Annotated in this window: 15 protein-coding genes; 12 read left to right on the top strand and 3 right to left on the bottom strand. The window is 72.3% G+C overall.

All coding sequences use genetic code 11. The features are described from left to right. Positions 1-67 precede the first annotated feature (67 nt). From AC07F3_RS29135 to AC07F3_RS29125, 3 genes are all read left to right on the top strand, one after another. Positions 68-331 carry a WhiB family transcriptional regulator gene (locus AC07F3_RS29135; RefSeq protein ID WP_053723761.1) on the top strand — a complete coding sequence of 88 codons (264 nt, stop codon included), beginning with the start codon at positions 68-70 and terminating at the stop codon, positions 329-331. Between the two features lie 265 nt (positions 332-596). Next, on the top strand, positions 597-4,310 hold the full coding sequence (locus AC07F3_RS29130; protein ID WP_479117398.1) for a glycosyltransferase family 2 protein: 3,714 nt from the start codon (positions 597-599) through the stop codon (positions 4,308-4,310). Then, entirely contained in the window at positions 4,307-5,881 is a 1,575-nt protein-coding gene (locus AC07F3_RS29125) for a DUF5719 family protein (protein ID WP_479117397.1), read from the top strand. Before AC07F3_RS29130 ends, AC07F3_RS29125 begins: the two co-directional genes overlap by 4 nt. A gap of 7 nt (positions 5,882-5,888) precedes the next feature. On the opposite strand, the gene AC07F3_RS29120 is transcribed toward AC07F3_RS29125, so the two are convergent. Beyond that, complete coding sequence (locus AC07F3_RS29120) at positions 5,889-6,431, bottom strand: metallopeptidase family protein (RefSeq protein WP_479117396.1); 543 nt, start codon at positions 6,429-6,431, stop codon at positions 5,889-5,891. A gap of 221 nt (positions 6,432-6,652) precedes the next feature. Here AC07F3_RS29120 and AC07F3_RS29115 point away from each other — a divergent pair, with 221 nt between their 5' ends. The 6 genes from AC07F3_RS29115 (at position 6,653) to AC07F3_RS29090 (ending at position 13,030) form a co-directional block, all read left to right on the top strand. Then, the gene (locus AC07F3_RS29115) at positions 6,653-7,072 is read left to right on the top strand and encodes a DUF3499 domain-containing protein (RefSeq protein ID WP_100574220.1); all 420 of its coding nucleotides are present in this window, start codon (positions 6,653-6,655) and stop codon (positions 7,070-7,072) included. 169 nt (positions 7,073-7,241) lie between these two features. Further along, on the top strand, positions 7,242-8,603 hold the full coding sequence (locus AC07F3_RS29110; protein WP_479117395.1) for a phosphomannomutase/phosphoglucomutase: 1,362 nt from the start codon (positions 7,242-7,244) through the stop codon (positions 8,601-8,603). Between the two features lie 702 nt (positions 8,604-9,305). Next, positions 9,306-9,488, top strand: a complete 183-nt coding sequence (locus AC07F3_RS29105; RefSeq protein ID WP_053723767.1) for a Trm112 family protein — start codon at positions 9,306-9,308, stop codon at positions 9,486-9,488. Between the two features lie 66 nt (positions 9,489-9,554). Further along, entirely contained in the window at positions 9,555-10,682 is a 1,128-nt protein-coding gene (locus tag AC07F3_RS29100) for an SIS domain-containing protein (protein ID WP_479117394.1), read from the top strand. A 142-nt stretch (positions 10,683-10,824) separates the two neighbouring features. Next, on the top strand, positions 10,825-11,991 hold the full coding sequence (gene manA, locus AC07F3_RS29095) for a mannose-6-phosphate isomerase, class I (protein WP_479117393.1): 1,167 nt from the start codon (positions 10,825-10,827) through the stop codon (positions 11,989-11,991). A 79-nt stretch (positions 11,992-12,070) separates the two neighbouring features. Then, the gene (locus AC07F3_RS29090) at positions 12,071-13,030 is read left to right on the top strand and encodes a cation diffusion facilitator family transporter (RefSeq protein ID WP_469838209.1); all 960 of its coding nucleotides are present in this window, start codon (positions 12,071-12,073) and stop codon (positions 13,028-13,030) included. Positions 13,031-13,756: 726 nt separating this feature from the next. Here AC07F3_RS29090 and AC07F3_RS29085 read toward each other — a convergent pair. Then, positions 13,757-15,901, bottom strand: coding sequence for a fructose-specific PTS transporter subunit EIIC (locus tag AC07F3_RS29085; protein ID WP_479117627.1), 2,145 nt, complete (start codon positions 15,899-15,901; stop codon positions 13,757-13,759). A gap of 440 nt (positions 15,902-16,341) precedes the next feature. On the opposite strand from AC07F3_RS29085, the gene ahcY reads away from it, so the two are divergent. Both ahcY and AC07F3_RS29075 read left to right on the top strand, forming a co-directional pair. Next, positions 16,342-17,805 carry an adenosylhomocysteinase gene (gene ahcY, locus AC07F3_RS29080; RefSeq protein WP_479117392.1) on the top strand — a complete coding sequence of 488 codons (1,464 nt, stop codon included), beginning with the start codon at positions 16,342-16,344 and terminating at the stop codon, positions 17,803-17,805. 458 nt (positions 17,806-18,263) lie between these two features. Further along, the gene (locus AC07F3_RS29075) at positions 18,264-18,884 is read left to right on the top strand and encodes a hypothetical protein (RefSeq protein WP_479117391.1); all 621 of its coding nucleotides are present in this window, start codon (positions 18,264-18,266) and stop codon (positions 18,882-18,884) included. 117 nt (positions 18,885-19,001) lie between these two features. Here AC07F3_RS29075 and AC07F3_RS29070 read toward each other — a convergent pair whose 3' ends face one another. Beyond that, on the bottom strand, positions 19,002-20,192 hold the full coding sequence (locus AC07F3_RS29070) for an RDD family protein (protein ID WP_479117390.1): 1,191 nt from the start codon (positions 20,190-20,192) through the stop codon (positions 19,002-19,004). Between the two features lie 126 nt (positions 20,193-20,318). On the opposite strand from AC07F3_RS29070, the gene AC07F3_RS29065 reads away from it, so the two are divergent. Next, positions 20,319-21,326, top strand: coding sequence for a stage II sporulation protein M (locus AC07F3_RS29065; RefSeq protein ID WP_479117389.1), 1,008 nt, complete (start codon positions 20,319-20,321; stop codon positions 21,324-21,326). The last annotated feature ends 448 nt before the right edge of the window (positions 21,327-21,774 follow it).

The following is a 21,774-nucleotide window of genomic DNA, read 5'->3' as shown; positions in this document are numbered from 1 at the left end:
TCGTGTCGTTCGGCCGGATTCGGTAACGGCAACATCACGGGGCAGCAAAGACAGACGAGGGGCGCACATGACCGAGCTGTTTCAGGAACTGCTGGTCGACGAGGCCGAAGAGGAGCTCGGCTGGCAGGAACGGGCTCTCTGCGCCCAGACCGACCCCGAATCCTTCTTCCCCGAAAAGGGCGGCTCCACCAGAGAGGCCAAAAAGGTCTGCCTCGCCTGCGAAGTGCGCTCCGAATGCCTTGAGTACGCCCTCGCCAACGACGAGCGCTTCGGTATTTGGGGCGGCCTGTCCGAGCGTGAGCGCCGCCGCCTGAAGAAGGCCGCGGTCTGAGAGGTCCGAGTCCGCTTCCGGACCGCACCAGGTCGCCGTCCGACCCCCGGCGACCACCCCGGGCGCCCAAACCGCCCAACTCCGTACACAACCAACGGTCCGTCCCCTGCGCCCCGTCCGCAGTCGGCGGACCGTTCGTGTGGCAGCCGTTAGTGTGGGGCGCTGTCCACGGCACTCCGGTCACGTCAGAGCCCGTCTCACACCGCCGGCCGCGCCGACCGCAGTCAGCACAGCAGCCTTCCGGGGCGGAGGGGCCCGTACCTCGATGTCCGTGCACAGCCAGTCGACGGCCCCGTACGAGGCGGCCGCGACCCCCGAGTTCCCCCGACACGTCGTCACCGCCGTGGTCGTCTCGCACGACGGCGCCCGCTGGCTCCCCGACGTCCTGTCCGGACTGCTCGGCCAGGAACGCCCCGTACAGAACGCCTACGCCGCCGACACCGGCAGCGCCGACGACTCCGCGCGCCTGGTCACCGAGGCGCTCGGCGCCGACCGCGTCCTGCACCTCGCCCGCCGCACCGGCTTCGGCGCGGCCGTCGAGGAGGCCGCCCGCACCGCGCCCGTGCTCGGCCCCGAGGAACTGCCCTACCTCAAGCGCCCCAGCGGCTGGGACCCCGTCTCGCGCACCTGGCGCGACGACAGCTACGACCTGCCCGAACTCCCGCACGGCGAGCCCGTGCAGTGGCTCTGGCTGCTCCACGACGACTGCGCCCCCGAGCCCGACGCGCTCGCCGAACTGCTCCGCGTCGCCGACTCCAACCCCTACGCCGCGATCATCGGCCCCAAGCTCCGCGGCTGGTACGACCGCAAGCAGCTCCTTGAGGTCGGCGTCTCCATCGCGCACAGCGGGCGCCGCTGGACCGGGCTCGACCGGCGCGAACAGGACCAGGGCCAGCACGACCAGGTCCGCCCCGTGCTTTCGGTGTCCTCGGCGGGCATGCTGATCCGCCGCGACGTGTGGGAGGAGCTCGGCGGCTTCGACCGCAGGCTGCCCCTGATGCGCGACGACGTCGACCTGTGCTGGCGCGCCCACGCCGCCGGGCACACCGTCCTCGTCGCCCCCGACGCCGCCGTCCGGCACGCCGAGGCCGCCGCCCGCGAGCGCCGCACCGTCGACTGCGCGGGCCGCTCGGTCGTCAACCCGCACCGGGTCGACAAGGCGGGCGCCGTCTACACCATGCTCGTCAACTCCCGCCCCGCGCTGCTCCCTTACGTGCTGCTCCGCATCGTGGTCGGCACCCTGCTGCGCACCTTCGCCTATCTGGTGGGCAAGGTCCCCGGGCAGGCCGTCGACGAGGTCATGGGCCTCTTCGGCACCCTGCTGCGGCCCGGCCGGATCCTCGCCGGACGCAAGAGGCGCGGCAAGAGCGGCGTCGAGGCGAGCGAACTGCGGCCGCTGTTCCCGCCGCCCGGCGCCACCATCCGCGCCACCGTCGAATCCGTGGCGGGCAGCCTCGGCGCGGGCACCGAGGACACCGGCGGTTCCCGGCACGGCGCCGTCGAGTCCGGCCCCGGCGGCGACGACGCCGACTTCCTGGAGATCGAGCAGTTCGCCCGCCTGAAGAAGATCGCCCGCAGGCCGGCCCCGGTCCTCTTCGCGCTCCTCCTGCTCGTCTCCCTGGTCGCCTGCCGCGACCTGCTCGGCGGCGGCACCCTCATGGGCGGCGCCCTGCTGCCCGCCCCCGGCGACGTCGGGGCGCTGTGGGGCCGGTACGCGGACGCCTGGCACCCCATCGGCACGGGCGGCACCCAGACCGCGCCGCCCTACCTCGCGATCATCGCCGTGCTGTCCGCGCTCTGCTTCGGCTCGACCGGCTTCGCGCTCACCCTGCTCCTCGTCTGCTCGGTCCCGCTGGCCGGGCTCACCGCCTACTTCGCCGCCCGCCCCCTGACCGCGTCCCGCCAACTGCGCGCCTGGGCGGCCATCGCCTACGCCTTCCTGCCCGCCTCCACCGGCGCGCTCGCCGCGGGTCGGCTCGGCACCGCAGTCCTCGCGATCCTGCTGCCGCTGATCGCCCGGGCCGGGGTCGCGGCCGCCGGGTTCCGCGGCGACGGAGCCCGCGGCAGCTGGCGCGCCACCTGGACGTACGCGCTGCTCCTCACCATCGCGACCGCCTTCACGCCCGTCGTGTGGCCCATCGCGGTGCTGCTCGGCCTCGGCGTGCTCGCCCTGCGCCGGGGCGACATCACGGCGTACGGGCTGCGCTTCCTGGCCGCCGTCGGCACCCCGCTCCTGATGCTCGCGCCCTGGTCGCTCACCCTGCTCACCGGCCCCTCCGGCTTCCTCAAGGAGGCGGGCCTCGCGTACGGGAACGGCTCGGCCGGCGCGCTCGACCTGCTCGGGGCCAGCCCCGGCGGGCCGAAGACGGTCCAAGGGCTGCTGCTCATCGGCTTCGTCGGGGCCGCCCTCGCGGCGCTGCTCCGCACGGAGCGCACCTTCGCGATCCGCGCCGCCTGGGCGGTCGCGCTCACCGGCTTCCTCTTCGCGGTCCTGTCGAACCGCGGCGCCTGGGCCGGGCCCGCGACCCTCGTGTACGGGCTCGCGCTGCTCGCCGCGGGCGTGCTCGGCGCCGAGGGCGGCCGGACCCGGGTGGCCGGGCACGGCTTCGGCTGGCGTCAGCCGGTCGCCGCGCTCATCGCGCTCGCGGCCGCCGTCGGCCCCGTCTACTCCGCCGCGAACTGGATGATCGGCGGCGCCGCGGGACCGCTGGAGCGCCGCGACCCGGTGCAGGTGCCGGCCTTCGTCGCCGAGGAGAGCGGCACCCGCGACCAGGCCCGCACCCTGGTCCTCGGCGGCACCTCGCCCGCCAAGGTCGCGTACACGCTGGTCCGGGGCTCGGGCGGACAGCTCGGCGACGCCGAACTCGCCGCGTCCGCGAGCGGTGACGCCGGGCTCGGCAAGGTCGTCTCCAACCTCGTCGCGGGCTCCGGCGCCGACCAGTCGAGCCAGCTCAGCGCCTACGCCGTGCGCTATGTGCTGGTCCGCGACGGCGCGCCCCGCTCCTTCGCCCGCACCCTGGACTCGACGCCCGGGCTCAGCAGGCTCAGCCAGCTCGACGGCAGCGCCCTGTGGCGGGTGGACCGCCAGGTCGCCCGCGCCGTGATCGTGCCGGCCAAGGGCGGCGAGACGCTGCCGGTCGCCGCGGACCCCGTCGACATCCACACCAGGATCCCGGCCGGTGAAGCGGGCCGCGTCCTGCGCATCGCCGACCGGAGCGCCCCCGGCTGGACCGCCACCCTCGACGGCAAGGCGCTCAAGAAGACCACCGTTGACGGCTGGGCCCAGGGCTTCGAACTGCCCGCCGACGCGGGCCGGCTCGACGTCACCTACGACGGCCCCTTCACGCACACCGCCTGGATCTGGGCCCAGGCCGCGCTCGCCGTCGTCCTGCTCGTGCTCGCCCTGCCGGGCCGCCGCCGCGAGATCGACGACGACCTGCCCGAACCGGAGGCCGCGGTGGCCGCCGTCCCCGCCCAGCCGGTCGCGGGCGAGGGCCGCCGGGCCCGCCGGCTCCGCGCGCAGGCCGAGGCGGAGGCCGTCGGCGACGAGCCCTCCGAGCAGCAGCCCGGGATCCCGCAGCAGCCCGCGTACGAGGAGTGGGACGCGGCGCAGTACGCCACCACCTCCCCGGCCGCCGACGCGGCGCACCACGATCAGCAGGACCAGCAGCAGTACGACCCGTACCAGCAGCAGTACCCCGGCTACCAGCAGTACCCCGACGGCCAGTACGCCCAGGTCCCGTACCCCGAGCAGCACTACCCCGAGGCGCCGTACCCCCAAGTGCCGGGTGACGGCGGGCAGTTCGGCGAGGGCCAGTACGCGGACGGGCAGGGGCAGCAGCAATACGACCCCTACCAGCAGCCGCAGGGGCAGCCGCAGTCGCTGCCGCCGGACGGAACGTACGACCCGTACGGCTACGGATACCCGCCCGAGCAGCCCGAGCAGCAGCCGCACCGCCCCGACGGGAGCCAGCAGTGAAGCGCACCACCCTCTCCCTCGCCGCGGGGGCCGTCGCCCTCGCCGCGCTGACCGGCTTCGCCTCGCTTACCACGCCCGGCGGCACGGCCGACACCGGCGCCACGTCACCGGCCCGGCTGCCCGTCGAACGCTCCAGCCTGCTGTGCCCGGCGCCCAGCAACTCCGACCTCGCCCAGACCACGTACACGGCCTTCACGCCCAAGGGCACCGGGCAGGGCAAGCCGGGCACGGCGGCGCTGACCCCGGCGGTACCGCCGCCCGCCGACTCGGGCGGCTCCTCGCCCGCTCCCTCGGCCTCGACGGGCAAGACCAAAGACGGCAAGGACGGCAAGGGCAAGGACAAGAAGGCGTCCGACAAGCCGGCGTCCGACAAGCCGGTCGTCTCCCTGAGCGCGCCCGGCAAGCCGGGCGCCGCCACCGTGTCCGGCGCCGACGCGCCCGCGCTCACCGGCTCCGCCGACGGACTGCTCGCTCCGGGCTGGGCCGCCCAGGAGGTCACCCAGATCACCGGCGGCGCGAACCGCGCGCTGCTCGGCACCAGCTGCACCGCGCCGGACGCCGACTTCTGGTTCCCCGGCGCGTCCACGGCCAAGGACCGTCAGGACTACGTCCACTTGACCAACCCCGACAACACCGCGGCCGTCGCCGACATCGAGCTCTTCGGCAAGGACGGTCCGATCAAGGCCGACATCGGCGAGGGCATCACGGTCCCCGCCAGGTCGAGCGTTCCCGTTCTCCTCTCCACGCTGACCGGCACGGTGGCCGACGATCTGACGGTGCATGTCGCCACCCGGGCGGGCCGGGTCGGCGCGGTGGTGCAGGCCACCGACGCGAAGGCGGGCGCGGACTGGCTGCCCGCGTCGGCGGACGCGGCCGCCTCCCAGGTGCTTCCGGGCATCCCGGGCGACGCCACCGACGTACGCCTCGTCGTGTACGCGAAGGGCGCGGACGACGCCGACTTGAAGGTGAAGCTGCTGGGCAAAGGGGGCGGCTTCGCACCGGCGGGGCTGGACACCGTCCACGTGAAATCGGGGATGACAGCGTCCTTCGATCTGAAGAACGTCACGAGGGGCGAGGCGGGTTCCCTTCTGCTCACCCCGGTTTCGGACGGCGGCACTCCGGTCGTCGCGGCGCTGCGCGTGGTCCGCGGCACCGGCGACAAGCAGGAGATCGGCTTCATCCCGGCGGCCGCCCAGGTGGGCGCCCGCGCGACGGTGACCGACAACCGCGACAAGGCGTCCTCGCTCGCCCTGACGGCCCCCGGCACCAAGGACGCCACGGTGAAGGTCACCTCCTCCGCGGGCACCGAGGGCGGCGAGCCGCAGTCCAGGACGTACACCGTGAAGGCGGGCACCACCCTCGCCGTCGACCCGCCGGCCCCCTCGGGCCTCAAGGGCTCGTACGCGCTGACCGTCGAGCCCGACCCCGCCGGCGGACCCGTCTACGCGGCGCGCACGCTGGCGATCACGCAGGACGGGGTCCCGATGTTCACGGTGCAGACGCTGGCCGACGACAAGGGCACGGTCGCCGTCCCGGCGGCTGCCCAGGACCTCACGGTTTTGGAGAAGTAGGGCGCGCTCAGTCCTGGCCGTACCGCGGGTCGACCGACTCCGGGGCCAGGCCCAGGAGTTCGGCGACCTGCTCGACCACGACCTCGTGGACGAGCAGGGCGCGCTCGTCCCGGTTCTTGGTGCGGATCTCGACCGGCCTGCGGTAGACCAGGATCCGGGCGGGCCGGTCCTTGCCGGCCGGCAGCGCGCGGCCCAGCGGCACCGCCTCGTCGCTCCAGGCCGCCGATTCCCCGTCGTCGTCCCCGGCGCCGGGGGCCTCCCGGAACGGGACGTCGGTGACCAGGAACTCGACCTCCGCCAGCTGGGGCCAGCGCCGCTCCAGGCGCTCCACCGAGTCGAGCACGAGATCGCGGAAGGTCTCCGCCCTGCTGGCCGACAGGGGCACCTGGGGAGGGGCCACGGGCCCGCGCATGCCACGGCCGTGCCGGTCGCGGCGCCGGGGCCCCGAACGGGAGCCAGTACCTTCGGCTGAGCTGGAGCTGTCCATCACTGACGCAGCGTAGCCCTCCGGGGCCGGTGGCGATCGCGGCGACGGCCCGGGAGTCCGCATGTCGCGGGCATGTCGCGGGATGACCATTTCGGCCACGCATGAGAGCGGTTACCGGCCCGTCCAAGACCTAGGATTTCGCGCCGTTTGACCGAATAATTCCCAAGTGGCGGTCGGCAGAAGGCCGGTAACAGCCCGTGGTCCTCTGTTCCCGTGCAGGTCAGCGCAGTTGCTCCGGCACCCCCTGTGCCCGAGCTCACACCGCGACACGGTGGAGTGACGTGGTGGAGAGTCGTCGCGGCCCGGTCAAGAGTGCGGTACCGTCCAACGTCGTGAGCCCTGTACGTCGCTGTTCGCGCACCGCGTGCGGCCGCCCTGCCGTCGCGACACTGACGTACGTCTACGCGGACTCGACCGCAGTTCTCGGTCCGCTCGCCACCTACGCCGAACCCCACTGCTACGACCTGTGCGCCGAGCACAGCGAGCGCCTGACCGCGCCCCGCGGCTGGGAGGTCGTCCGCCTGACCGACGCCTCCGCCCCGGCCCGCCCCAGCGGCGACGACCTGGAAGCGCTCGCCAACGCCGTGCGCGAGGCCGCCCGCCCCCAGGAGCGGGCCGCCGAGGCCGGCGGGGCGCGGGCGGCGGACCCGGTCGAGGTCGGGCGCCGGGGCCATCTGCGCGTCCTGCGCTCGCCCGAGTCCTGACGCGCCTCCCGCCGCCGTTCCCAACCCCGCAGGTATCGCCGCCGAGTTGGCACAGTCGCGTCCTGGTCCACCGAAGCTGTGGCCGGCGCCCAGGCGGCGGCGGGTAGTTTGGTGGCCCGGTCGGTGCCCCGCGGAGGGCGCCGTCGACGACATCAGGGAAGGTTGGGCCGTGGCTGCTGATCTGTCGCAGATCGTGAAGGCGTACGACGTCCGCGGAGTGGTGCCGGATCAGTGGGACGAGTCCCTTGCCGAGCTCTTCGGCGCCGCTTTCGTCACCGTGACGGGGGCCGACGCCATCGTCGTGGGCCACGACATGCGGCCCTCCTCGCCCGGCCTCTCCGCCGCCTTCGCGCGCGGCGCGGCCGCCCTGGGCGCGGACGTCACCCTCATCGGCCTGTGCTCCACCGACCAGCTGTACTACGCCTCCGGAGCCCTGGACCTGCCGGGTGCGATGTTCACCGCCTCGCACAACCCGGCGCGCTACAACGGCATCAAGATGTGCCGGGCGGGCGCGGCCCCGGTCGGCCAGGACACCGGCCTCGCCGACATCCGCGCGCTGGTCGAGCGGTGGTCCGAGCAGGGCGCCCCGGGCCCGGCGGCCGAGCCGGGCACCATCGGCGAGCGCGAGACGTTGACGGACTACGCGACCCATCTCAAGTCGCTCGTCGACCTCTCGGCCATCCGCCCCCTGAAGGTCGTGGTCGACGCGGGCAACGGCATGGGCGGGCACACCGTGCCCACCGTGTTCGAAGGCCTGCCCCTCGACCTGGTCCCGATGTACTTCGAGCTCGACGGCACCTTCCCCAACCACGAGGCCAACCCGCTCGACCCGGCGAACATCGTCGACCTCCAGGCCCGCGTCCGCGCCGAGGGGGCCGACCTCGGCCTGGCCTTCGACGGCGACGCGGACCGCTGCTTCGTCGTCGACGAGCGGGGCGAGCCGGTCTCGCCCTCCGCGATCACCGCCCTGGTCGCGGCCCGCGAGCTCGCCCGGCACCCCGGCGGCACCGTGATCCACAACCTGATCACCTCCTGGTCCGTGCCGGAGGTGGTCCGCGAGAACGGCGGCACCCCCGTCCGCACCCGCGTCGGCCACTCCTTCATCAAGCAGGAGATGGCGGCCACCGGAGCGATCTTCGGCGGCGAGCACTCCGCGCACTACTACTTCGCCGACTTCTGGAACGCGGACACCGGCATGCTGGCCGCGCTCCACGTCCTGGCCGCGCTCGGCGGCCAGGAGGGCAGCCTCTCCGACCTCGTCGCCCAGTACGACCGCTACACGGGCTCGGGCGAGATCAACTCCACCGTCGACGACCAGGCGGCCCGCGCAGCCGCCGTCCGGGCCGCCTACGAGGGCCACGAGGGCCTCACCCTGGACGAGCTCGACGGCCTCACCGTCACCGCCCAGGACTGGTGGTTCAACCTGCGCGCCTCCAACACCGAGCCGCTGCTCCGCCTGAACGTCGAGGCACGCGACGAGCCGACGATGGCGAAGGTACGCGACGAGGTCCTGGCGATCGTCCGAGCCTGAGGCACGTCCCGCGCCCGCGGTGCGGGTGAGACCCGGCGGGGCGGGGGTGCTGGCCCGGCTCCGGCCGCGCCGCACACGAGCGGTCCGCCGGGCGGGGCCGACGAGGCGCGGGTTGATCAGCCCCGCCCAGTACTCGGGAGCGGTCCGCCGGGCGGGGTGTCGGCTGGCGAGCCCCGGCCGCATGGTGTGCGAGCGTCGCCCGTGCCGGGACGAGGAGGCACAGGCTGGTCAGCCCCGCCCGCCACGCCGGTTGACGCGCGCCGCGACCTCACCCACCGGCGCCACCGCCACCAACGCCGAGATCGCGGGCGGGCTGTACGTGTCGCCCGCTTCTCGCGGGCCGGACCCCCGGCGGTGCTCTACGTAGAGAGCGGTGCGTCGGCAGGCCGGATTGCGCGTGAGCGGCCCCGCTGGGCGGTGGCGGCGCGGTGTCGGTCGGCCGGCCTTGGCCTGCCTGCGCGCGAGCGGTCCGCCGGGCGATGCGATGGGGGGCGAGCGGCCAACCCCGCCGCACGTGAGCGGCTGCGGCCACGGCCCGGGCTTCCACTGGCTCGCCGGGAGTTCGAGCGGGCCCCCGCCCGGGCCTTCGGCGGGATCTTCGCGGGGCACGCGCCCCGCTCACCCCGGCGGTAGGCTGACCTGGCCCGACCCCCGCGCGCGTTCCGTACGCGTACGGAACGAAGAATCGCCGAAGGGAACCCCATGCCGCTCGAAGCCGGCCTCCTCGAGATCCTCGCCTGCCCGGCCTGCCACGCCCCGCTCAGCGACGCGACCTCGGCGGACGAGCCCGAGCTGATCTGCACCGGCAAGGACTGCGGACTGGCCTACCCGGTGCGCGACGGCATCCCGGTCCTCCTCGTGGACGAGGCCCGCCGCCCCGCGTAACCAGGGTGCGGGCCCCGCCCGCGCACCGTCCCGGTAACCGCCAAGTAGAGCCGGAGGCCGACCCCCATGCTCGACGAGTCGCTGCTCGACGCACCGGAAGCCCTCGCCAGGGCCGACCGCCGAGGGCTGCTGCGCGGCGCGGCGGAGGCGGGCGCCCGCGTCCGCACCGCGGCCCGGCACGCGGTGGAGGCCGGCATCGCCGAGCTGAAGCCGGAGGGCCGCCCCCGCTCCGTACTGATCGCGGGCCCCGGCACCGCGGCGATGAACGTGGCCGATTTGATCAGGGCGCTGGCGGGGTCCTCGGCCCCGGTCACCCGCCTGGAGTCCACCGGGGTGGCCCCCGCGGCGGGCGCCCTGCGCTGGAGCCTGCCGGGCTGGGCGGGCTCCGTCGACCTGCTGCTCATCACCACCACCGACGGCACCGAACCTGGTCTCGCCCTCCTCGCCGAGCAGGCGTACCGCAGGGGCTGCAACGTCGTGGCCGTCGCCCCGCAGCGCTCCCCGCTCGCGGAGGCCGTGGACGGCGTGCACGGCCTGGTCGTCCCGATGGCGGCGGCCCCCTTCGAGCCCGACGAGGCTGAGATGTCCGCCGCGAGCCCGGGCGCCCTGTGGTCGCTGTTCACGCCGCTGCTCGCGCTGCTCGACCGCGTCGGCCTGCTCAGCGCGCCGCCCGAGACCGTCGAGAAGATCGCCGCCCGCCTGGACCGCACCGCCGAACGCTGCGGCCCGGCCATCGCGACGTACAGCAACCCCGCCAAGACGCTCGCCTCCGAGCTCGCCGAGTCGCTCCCGCTGATCTGGACCGAGGGCCTGGCCGCGGCACCGGTCGGCCGCCGGTTCGCCGCGGTGCTCAGCGAGCTGTCCGGCCACCCGGCGCTCGCCGCGGAACTGCCCGAGGCGCTGCCCGCGCACGGCGTGCTGCTCGCGGGCTCGCTCGCGGCCGGCGCGGACCCCGACGACTTCTTCCGCGACCGCGTCGACGAGCCGGAGCGGCTGCACGCCCGGGTCTTCCTGCTGCGCGACCGCCCCACCGGCGGCCTCTCCGCCGCTCCCGCTGCCCGCGAGCTCGCGCTGAGCCACGACGCCCCGGTCAGCGAGCTCGAACCCGAGGAAGGCTCCGAGCTCGAATGCCTCGCCGAGCTCCTCGCCATCACCGACTTCGCGACCGTGTACCTGACGATCGCGTCGACCTGACCCCGCCCGCGCCGCGCGGCCGGGGTCTGCCCAGGGACAGGGCGCCTGCCACAGCCAGTCCACGCCTCGGAGAGCCGGAAGCCTTCGGCAAGTCCGAAGGTGGAACGTCTTCCGGAAGCCGAAAGAGAACACAGGACGACCCATGGACCGTCTCACCAACACCATCCGTCCCTACGCCTGGGGCTCCACCACCCTCATCCCGGAACTTTTCGGCACCGCCCCCACCGGCGAACCGCAGGCCGAGATGTGGATGGGCGCCCACCCCGGCGCCCCGTCCCGGCTCGACCGGGGCGCGGGGCCGACATCGTTGTCAGACGTGATCGCGGCGGACCCGGCGGCCGAGCTGGGCCGCGCCGCCGTGGCCCGCTTCGGTCCGCGCCTGCCCTTCCTCCTCAAGGTCCTCGCGGCGGGCGCCCCGCTCTCCCTCCAGGTCCACCCCGACCTCGCGCAGGCACACGAGGGGTACGAGGCCGAGGAGCGCGCGGGGATTCCGGTCGACGCACCGCACCGCAACTACAAGGACGCCAACCACAAGCCCGAACTGATCTGCGCGCTCACGCCCTTCGAGGGCGTGTGCGGCTTCAGCGCGCCCGAGGACGCCGCCGAGACCCTGGCCGCCCTGGAGGTCGACTCGCTCAAGCCGTACGTCGACCTGCTGCGCGCCCACCCCGCCGAGGCGGCCCTGCGCGAGGTCCTCACGGCCGTACTGACCGCCGACCGCGCCGAGATGGCGGCCACGGTGACCGAGACGGCCGCCGCGTGCGCACGCCTGGGCGGCGCGCGGTACACCGCGTACGCCACCCTCGCGCACCACTACCCCGGCGACCCCGGCGTGATCGCGGCGATGCTCCTGAACTACGTCCAACTCCAGCCCGGGGAGGCCCTGTTCCTCGGCGCCGGGGTGCCGCACGCCTACCTCGGTGGCATGGGCGTGGAGATCATGGCCAACTCCGACAACGTGCTGCGCTGCGGCCTGACCCCGAAACACGTCGACGTCCCCGAACTGCTCCGGGTCGTACGCTTCGAGCCCACCGACCCGGGCGTCCTGCGCCCCGAGGCGTCGGAGGCGGGGGAGGAGCTGTACGAGACCCCGATCGACGAGTTCCGCCTCTCCCGTTTCGTACGCGCGGAGGGCGCGGCCCCGACCCGGCTCACCGCGCCGACCCCGCAGATCGTCCTCTGCACCGCGGGCCGCCCCGCGGTCGGGGGACTGGCCCTGACCCCGGGCGCGTCCGTCTTCGTACCGGCGGAGGAGGAGACCGAACTGTCCGGTACGGGAACGGTGTTCCGCGCCACAGTGGTTGCCTGATGTAACAATGTGCCGCCGCGGGGTCCGGCACCGGCCGGCCCCCGCACGGGGCAACCGACGAAGGGAAGACGGCAACTCCATGAGCGCGTCAGGCGGAACCAGGGCGATCGTGGCGGCGCTCAGCGCCAACCTCGCCATCGCGGTAGCGAAGTTCGTGGCGTTCCTGTTCAGCGGCTCGTCGTCGATGCTGGCGGAGAGCGTCCACTCGCTGGCCGACTCCGGCAACCAGGGCCTGCTGCTGCTCGGCGGCAAGAAGGCCCAGCGCGAGGCGACGCCCCAACACCCCTTCGGCTACGGCCGCGAGCGCTACATCTACGCGTTCCTGGTCTCGATCGTGCTGTTCTCGGTCGGTGGCATGTTCGCGGTCTACGAGGGCTACGAGAAGATCAGGAACCCGCACGCGATCGAGGCCTGGTACTGGCCGGTCGGCGTCCTCGTCTTCGCCATCGCCGCGGAGGGCTTCTCCTTCCGTACGGCGATCAAGGAGTCGAACACCACCCGGGGCAGCCTCTCCTGGAGGGAGTTCATCCGCCGCGCCAAGGCACCCGAGCTCCCCGTCGTCCTGCTGGAGGACTTCGGTGCCCTGGTCGGCCTCGTCCTCGCCCTCGCGGGCGTCGGCCTCGCCCTGGCCACGGGCGACGGCGTCTGGGACGGCATCGGCACGCTGTGCATCGGCGTCCTGCTGATCCTCATCGCCCTCATCCTGGCGGCGGAGACCAAGTCGCTGCTGCTCGGGGAGGCGGCGGGCACGGCCGAGGTGGAGAAGATCAAGGCGGCCATCGTCGACGGCGACACGGTCACCTCGGTGATCCACATGCGCACGCTCCACCTGGGCCCGGAGGAACTCCTGGTGGCCGCCAAGATCGCCGTCCAGCACGACGACACGGCCCAGGAAGTGGCCACCGCGATCAACGCGGCCGAGTCCCGCATCCGCGAGGCGGTCCCGATCGCCAGGGTCATCTACCTGGAACCGGACATCTACAGCGCAGAAGAAGCAGCAGCGGGCCCCGACCCGAAGGCAACCCCGGGAGGCCGCTGAGCGCGGGGGCCCGTCGGGCTCCCGCTGGAGCGAGCGCTGCGGGCCGTTGGGGCCGGGCGCTGTGGGCGGGCGGGCTCTCGTTGGGGGCGGGCGTCAGGCGGGGGTCGGGTGGGCGGCGGGTGGCGCGGCTGAACGCGGGTGCTGGGGGGCCGGGTGTTGGGCGCATGTCGCAGACGCCCGTTGCGAGTGGGCGTTGAGGCGGCTTCTGAATGCGGGCGCCAAGGGCGAGCCTTGGGGCGCACGCTGGGGAGGACGTTGGGCGGGGGCTGCCTTTCGGGGCCAAGTTGGTAGGGCGCCTGAGAAACGGAGCTTGCCCGATTGCCTTGCGGGTGGAGCTGGCTCCGTAGATCTCTTGCGTGGCGGTTTCCATCTGGTTGGCCCGCCTGGGCATGGCTCGTGCACGACGGTTGTGCTTGGAGACCTTCGCGCACACCGGCCCCGTCCCGCAGACCCGGGACGCGCTGCCTCCGATGGCCTTGCCTTGGATGGCCTAGCTCGGCAGCCGACCCGGACCTGGCCTCGCTGCGGATTGCCAACGCTTCCGCCCAAGCGGGCACCTCTCGACGCCGGGCAGGTCCAAAATCAGCCCCTCCGGCGTTTGAGGAGCGGGGGTCTGGGGGCGGAGCCCCCAGGGGCGCCCACCGGCCCCAGGCCGACGAACCATCCCCCGGAGGGTCTCGGGAAGGGGCGGGGCGGGGAGCAAAACCCCACCCAGCCCACCCCCGGCTACCGAATCTCCCCCAGCACCTCCAGCACGGCCGCCTCATCCGCGGCCCCCGCCAACCGCCCCCGGAACCCCGTGTCCATCAACTTCCGCGACAGCAACGCCAGAATCCGCAGATGCTCATCCCCCGCCGCAGCCTCCGGCACGGAGATCATGAAGATGAGCTTGGCCCGGGTCCCGTCCAACGACCCCCACTCGATGCCCTCGGCGGACCGGGCGAACCCCACGGTCGGCGCGGACACGGCGTCCGTCTTGGCATGCGGAATGGCGATCTCCTCGCCGAGCCCGGTCGTCCCCTGCGCCTCCCGCGCGAGCGCGACCCGTACGAGCTCGTCGACATCCCGTACGTTTCCGGTCGAGGCCAGCATCTCGGCCATCTCCCGGATCGCCGCCTCCTTGTCGCGTGAGGCGAGCTGAACCTTGACGGTACGAGCGGTGAGGTAGCCGGAGAGCACCTCGGGGGCAGAGACGGGCGCAGGGGAAGAAGCAGCCTCCTCCTCAGAACGCACGACACCAGCCCCAGCGCCACCACCCGCATGAGCAGCCCCGACACGACCTCCAGCATCACCGCCATCATCGGCACCACCAGCGCCGGAACCACCTGCACTGGCACCACCAGCACCGAAACCCCCACCAGCACCAAGGTCATCCCCGGCACCGAAACCACCACCGGCACCCGCTCCCTCAGCACTCCCCACAGCCACCCCAGCCAGCGCAGGCTCGGGAACCAGGGCAGTCACCTCGGCCCCGCCCCGCCGAGCCTTGCGCTCCTTGAGGTCGATCAGCGCATTGGTGGTCAGCGCCGTGACAGCCGTACCGATGGCGATGGCCAGGAAGAACATCGCCGCCCCGCCCACGGCCCCGAACAGCGACACGATCGGCCCGCCGTGCGGAACGGAGTCCGACACTCCGGCCACCCCCGCGACCGCACCGGCCACCGCGCCACCCAGCATGTTCGCCGGGATGACCTGCGCGGGCCGAGCCGCCGCGAACGGGATCGCGCCTTCCGAGATGCCGAAGAAGCCCATGAACAGCGCCGCGATACCGGTCTCGCGCTCCTGGTCGCTGTAGAGCTTGCGGCGCAGCAGCGTGGCGAGCCCCTGGCCGAGCGGCATGACCGGAATGGCCGCGGCCGCCATGCCCATGACGGCGTTGTTCGTGCCGATCAGCCCCACGGCCACGAGGAACGCCGTCTTGTTGACCGGGCCGCCCATGTCGAACGCGATCATCAGGCCGATCAGCGCGCCGAGCACGATCGCACTGGACCCGGTCATCCCGTTGAGCCAGCTGGTCAGGTGCGTGAACACCCAGGAGATGGGCTGGCCGATGACGTAGATGTAGAACAGCCCGAGCGCGAGCGTCGACACGATCGGGATCACGATGATCGGCATGATCGGCTGGACGAACTTCGGCACCTTGACCTTACGGATCCACAGCACCAGATACCCGGCGAGGAAACCGGTGGCGATCGCACCGAGGAACCCCGCGTTGGCGTCGGCCCCATAGATGTTCACGGCGTCGGCGGCGAGGAAGCCGCCGATCATGCCCGGCACGAGCGCGGGCCGGTCGCCGAGGGCGAAGGCGATGTAGCCCGAGAAGATCGGCAGCATCAGCTTGAACCCGAGCGTGCCGAGCGTGTTGACGTAGAACCAGAACGAGTCCTTGTCGAACACGATGCCCTTCGGCGTGGTGTGCCCGCCCAGCGCGATCGAGACGGCGAGCAGCAGACCGCCCACCACCACGAACGGGATCATGTGCGAGACGCCGTTCATCAGCGCCTTGTACGCGGCACTGCGCTCCTTGCCGCCGCTCACACCCCCGGTGCCACCGCCGCTCGGAGCGCCATGGCCCCCGGTGTGGACGGGGGCGCTCCGCACCTGCTCGATGAGCTGCTCGGGGCGGTGAATGCCATCGGCCACCGGAACGCTCAGCACCTTCTTGCCCACGAACCGATCGAGCACGACGTCCTTGTCGGCCGCGATGATGATGCCGTCCGCCTCATTGACATCGTTGTCAGAGAGGACGTTTTCGGCCCCGATGGAGCCCTGCGTCTCCACCTTCATCTCGATGCCGAGCGCCGCCGCGGCCTGGGCCAGCTTCTCGGCGGCCATATAGGTGTGGGCGATGCCGGTCGGACAGGCGGTCACCGCGAGCAGCTTCAACTTCCGCTGCCCCTCGCTAGCCGGACTGGTCACGTGGGGTCTCCTAACGCTTCGCGCCTCGTCGCGCAGATCGTTCGTACGGTCGGCTCGTTTCCCGAGCCGGGCCGACCCAAGCATCCTCCACCCGGCGAAGGCCGGATCAAAAGTCCCGTTCGGCCTGGTTCGCGCGGACCGTGGTCCCGATTTCCGGCACCCTTCTTTGTCCGGCCGCGCTGGGGCGCGCTCGGCCGATCGGTGTAGATTCGTGACCAGAGCCAGACGTCGCTGCTGATGGCGGTCGGTCGGTCCCGCGTGGACCCGGCCGAGGGAGAGAGGGCCTCCGACGGACTGCGCTGCGAGCGCGTTCGGGCACTCCCATGCCCATCGCCGCGCCCGCAGACCAGCCGTACCCACCCTCGCCACCAACCCACGAGGAGCAGCTCCCCATGACGACTGACGCCACCGGCGCCGGCCAGGACTTCAAGGTCGCCGACCTCTCCCTCGCCGCCTTCGGCCGCAAGGAGATCACCCTCGCCGAGCACGAGATGCCCGGCCTGATGTCGATCCGCAAGGAGTACGCCGCCACGCAGCCGCTGGCCGGCGCCCGCATCACCGGCTCCCTGCACATGACCGTGCAGACCGCCGTACTGATCGAGACCCTGGTCGCCCTGGGCGCCGAGGTCCGCTGGGCCTCCTGCAACATCTTCTCCACCCAGGACCACGCCGCGGCCGCCATCGCGGTCGGCCCGAACGGCACCCCGGACGCCCCCGCCGGCGTCCCGGTCTACGCCTGGAAGGGCGAGACCCTGGAGGAGTACTGGTGGTGCACGGAGCAGGCGCTGACCTGGCCGAACACCGCCACCGGCGGCCCGAACATGATCCTGGACGACGGCGGCGACGCCACCCTCCTGGTGCACAAGGGCGTCGAGTTCGAGAAGGCCGGCGCGGCCCCGGACCCGTCGACGGCCGACTCCGAGGAGTACGCCCACATCCTCACCCTGCTGAACCGCACCCTGGGCGAGAACCCCCAGAAGTGGACCCAGCTCGCCTCCGAGATCCGTGGTGTGACGGAGGAGACGACCACGGGTGTGCACCGTCTCTACGAGATGATGCGTGACGGCGACCTCCTCTTCCCGGCGATCAACGTGAACGACGCCGTGACGAAGTCGAAGTTCGACAACAAGTACGGCTGCCGCCACTCCCTGATCGACGGCATCAACCGCGCCACCGATGTCCTGATCGGCGGCAAGACGGCCGTGGTGTGCGGTTACGGTGACGTGGGCAAGGGCTGCGCGGAGTCGCTGCGGGGCCAGGGCGCCCGGGTGATCATCACGGAGATCGACCCGATCTGCGCGCTCCAGGCGGCGATGGACGGTTACCAGGTCACGACGCTGGACGAGGTTGTCGAGACGGCGGACATCTTCGTGACGACGACGGGCAACAAGGACATCATCATGGCCTCGGACATGGCCCGGATGAAGCACCAGGCGATCGTCGGGAACATCGGCCACTTCGACAACGAGATCGACATGGCCGGCCTGGCCCGGATCCCGGGTGTCGTCAAGGACGAGGTCAAGCCGCAGGTGCACACCTGGACCTTCCCCGACGGCAAGGTGCTGATCGTGCTGTCCGAGGGCCGTCTGCTGAACCTCGGCAACGCGACCGGTCACCCGTCCTTCGTCATGTCGAACTCGTTCGCGGACCAGACGCTCGCCCAGATCGAGCTGTTCACCAAGCCGTCCGAGTACCCGACCGACGTGTACGTGCTGCCCAAGCACCTGGACGAGAAGGTCGCCCGTCTCCACCTGGACTCGCTCGGCGTCAAGCTGACCGAGCTCCGCCCGGAGCAGGCCGCCTACATCGGCGTCGAGGTCGAAGGCCCGTACAAGCCCGACCACTACCGCTACTGACCGCTCCCGGGCGGCCGCGGGCACCGACTCCAGTCGGTACCCGCGGCCACCCGAGCGGGCAGCACCGCCCGAGGCGGCAACCCGGCAGGGCTCCGACGGGAGCGCCGCGCGGTCGCCCCCCCGGAACCGCGCGGCTCCACGGGCTCCCGCCCCGGGCGGCCGTCGCGGCAGTGCAGGCACGGCGGGAGGCAGCCGGGCACGCGGTACCCAGCCTCCCCTTCCGTAGCGCACCGCCGCCCTGGCGGCCGGTGACCGGGCCGGGTCAGCAGTCGGGCTTCATCGGTACGTCGACCGGCACATCACCGATGTGTCGGCCCACCACCGATGTGCTGGTACTCCACCGATGTGTCGGTACTCCACCGATATGCAGGCAGGCCCCCGCACCCCCGTGTCGGGGGCCTGCCGCATACCGCCCACGCACCGAGTCAGCGCACGACTCCCGAGGACTCCGAGACGCCATGCCCCGCGGCCGATATTCGCTTCACGATCCCCACGACCACACCCCTCTCGGAGAAGAACACTTCCACTGCGCCCCCGGCCCTTCCGGCTGGCGATACGTCTCCCAGCTCACCACCCCCTCCGGAGACCACTCGGGCTCCGTAGACCTCGCACTCGACGAACTCGGCCGACCGATCCGCCTCGAACTCCATGCCGCCGGCTGGCAGGTACGAGGCGCCGCGCTCGACGGCGTCACCTGGGTCCGAACGGACCCCTCCGGGGACCACGCCACCGAAGGCAATGTCCGCGCCCACGCCTTCGCCGGCAGTTCCCCCGCGTTCCTGATCGCCACCTCCCGTCTGCTCCGCCTCACCCCCCAGTCCCCGACGACGCGCGTCCGCCTCGTCACCTTCACGGACCCAGTCCTCGCCCCCCGCACGATCGACCAGTCCTGGGCCCTGATGAAGAGTGAAGCGCACGCCACTGACAACGGCCCCCTGACCGTGGACGAATACCAGGTCAGCGCCCTGGACACGGGGGAGCAGCACACCGTCCACATCGCCGGTGACGTAGTCCTCGCGGCCCCGGGGATCGAGCTCGAAGCCCTGGAATCCCCACCGTCGACGTTCCCGGCGCCGTAACCCGGAGCCTGTGACGCCGGAGCCCGAAACCGGCCCCGAGCAGCGCAGCGGCGGCCCCGGCCCAGCCCCGTACAGGCCGGACAGCTTGTGGCCCCTGCCCCGCGCGGACGAACGCGGCTAGGCGGGCGGCGCGAACCCCGTAGAGCGCACCGGCGCCTCGGCACCGTCCGTACGCCCGCCGACGGACTCGGTGGAACCATCCGGCCCAGCAGCACCGGGCGACCCGGTGCGTCCTGGCAGGCTGGAGGACGTAGCCGAATCAGAAGCCCGGTCGGCGCCCCCCTGCGCGGCTGGAGTGGCCCCCGGCGCGGCCGGGTGCGCACCCGGCGCAGCAGAACCCGAGCGCGCGGCCGGGCCAGGACCCGGCGCGGAAGCCGGATCGAACCCCGGCCCGGAGCCCCAGGCCGAAGCGGGGAAGGAAGCGCCCTCAAGCGAAGAGGGCGCAGCCGAACCGGCCACGGGCGCGGAGACGGGCCCAGGCCCACCAACCAGCCCGGGGTTCCCCGGCAGTTCAGGCCCTCCAGCCTGGCCAGGCGCCCACGCACCTGCCGCAACTCCACCCGCTCCGAACGTCCGTCGCGCATCCCGAGCCTGACGTTCGGCCACCACACCGGCCAGATACGCGGCCGGCGGCACCCCCTCCGGGAGGGGCGTCCCCGTACAGGCCGACACGTCCTCGGCCAGGCGTACCGCCATCGTCCAGCTCACCTGTGGATCGAGTTGCCGCATACGCGTCAGGTACTGGCGCACCGCGAGCCAGAGCGCGTCGGGCACCCGCGACAGGTCGAGCCCCGAGAACCTCCCGATCAGCCACCGCGGCGGAGGCGGCACGGCCGCGGCCCACCCCGACGACACCCGCTCGCGCACGACCAAGGTCCCGGCGAAGACGTCCCCGAGCCGTCGACCCCGCTCCGAGACAAGCGACGCGATACAGGCCACGACGCCGAGCGTCAGCAGGATCTCGATGACGCCCATGGCCCCGCGCACCAGCGCATGACGGAACCGGATGGGCCCGCCGTCGTCCCGCACCACCCGCAGCCCGCACGCCAGCTTGCCCAGCGACCGCCCGTGCGTGAGCGTCTCGACCGCGATGGGCACCCCGATCAGCACGAGAACGAACAGCGCCACGGCTATCGCAGCCTGGGCAGCGTCATCCATCGAGGCAGTGGCGAACAACATCACCACCGAGACCAATATGTACGTCGCCCACACCACAGCCAGGTCGACCACCAGCGCCAGCGCCCGGCTCGGCAACCGCGCGGGTCGCAGCCCCAGAACGACCGCATCCCCTGTCACCAGCGCGCTCACGGACACCCCACCCTTCGCAGACGACGGCCTTCCACACCCCTTGGACGCCCCAGTCTGCCAAGCTGACCCGCAGCGCGCCGCAGTAGGACGGACCGTACGCACCAGTGCCTGGAGCAGCAGGAGAACATGGACCTCGACGTCTTCGTGACCGCCCACCACACGGAGTGGGACCGCCTCGAACACCTCCTGCACCGCGGTCGCCGTCTCACGGGCGCCGAGGCGGACGAGCTGGTGACGCTTTACCAGCGCACGTCCACCCATCTTTCCCACATACAGTCGGCAGCCCCGGACCCGCTCCTCACGGCCCGCCTGACGCAACTGGTGGCCCGCGCCCGCTCGACCGTCACCGGCACCCGCCGCGCGACCTGGCGCGATGCCGCCCGCTTCCTTACGGAGGGTTTTCCCGCAGCCGTCTACCGCGCGCGCCGCTGGTGGATCCCCGCAGCCCTGATCTCCATCGCGCTTGCATCGGTCATCGGCTGGTGGATCGGCACCCACCCCGAGGTCCAGTCCGCGATCGCCGCCCCCGACGAGCTCCGCCAGATGACCCGGCCGGGCGGCGAATACGAGACGTACTACTCGAGCCACCCCGCCGCGTCCTTCGCGGCCCAGGTCTGGACGAACAATGCCCAGGCCACCGCGATGTGCCTGGTCCTGGGCGCGTTCCTCGGCATCCCGGTCCTGTGGATCCTCTTCCTCAACATGCTCAACCTGGGCGTAGGCATCGGCCTCATGTCCTCAGCAGGCCGCCTCGACACCTTCCTCGGCCTGGTGCTTCCCCACGGCCTCCTGGAACTGACCGCTGTGTTCGTCGCCGCTGGCACCGGCATGCGCCTCGGCTGGACAGTGGTGGACCCGGGCCCCCGCACCCGTCGAGCAGCCTTGGCAGAACAGGGCCGAGCGGCGGTGGGCATGGCGATCGGTCTGGCCCTGGTCCTGTTCGTCTCCGGCATGCTCGAGGGCTTCGTGACCCCGTCAGGCCTCCCCACCTGGGCTCGCATCGCCATTGGCATCGCCGCCGAGCTGGCCTTCCTTGTGTACGTGTACGTCCTGGGCGGCCGAGCCGCGCGCGCTGGCGAGATGGGGGACGTCGAGTGGGCAGCCCGCAGCGCCGAGCTTCCGACGGCCGCGTGATGTGCGTGCGACCCCTCTGACCTGCTACTGTCCTCCTCGCCCACAAAAACCGTTGACACGGTTCGCGTGGGGAGGTAGATTCAAACGGTTGCCACGGACTGGACAAGTCCGAGAGCACTGGCTAACATCTCTCTCGCTCTCACCGGAAATTGAATTTCTGGAGGATGAGCCATTCCGATTCACCATTCGAAGTCAAAGAAGCCGATTCGGTCGGCCAAAATTCTTCTGATAGAGTCGGAATCGCCGAAAAGGTAAAGCGCGAAAGCGAATACCGAATCGGCAGCCCGCTCCAGCGGGTGGCAGAAACAAGAAATTGGATCTGCTAGGCTGGAAACACGAAATACCGAAGGGAGGCGCCCGGAGGAAAGCCCGAGAGGGTGAGTACGAAGGAAGCGTCCGTTCCTTGAGAACTCAACAGCGTGCCAAAAGTCAACGCCAGATTGACAAC

The organism is Streptomyces sp. NPDC045846, from assembly GCF_056431605.1.
This window is presented reverse-complemented; position numbering and strand designations above follow the sequence as displayed.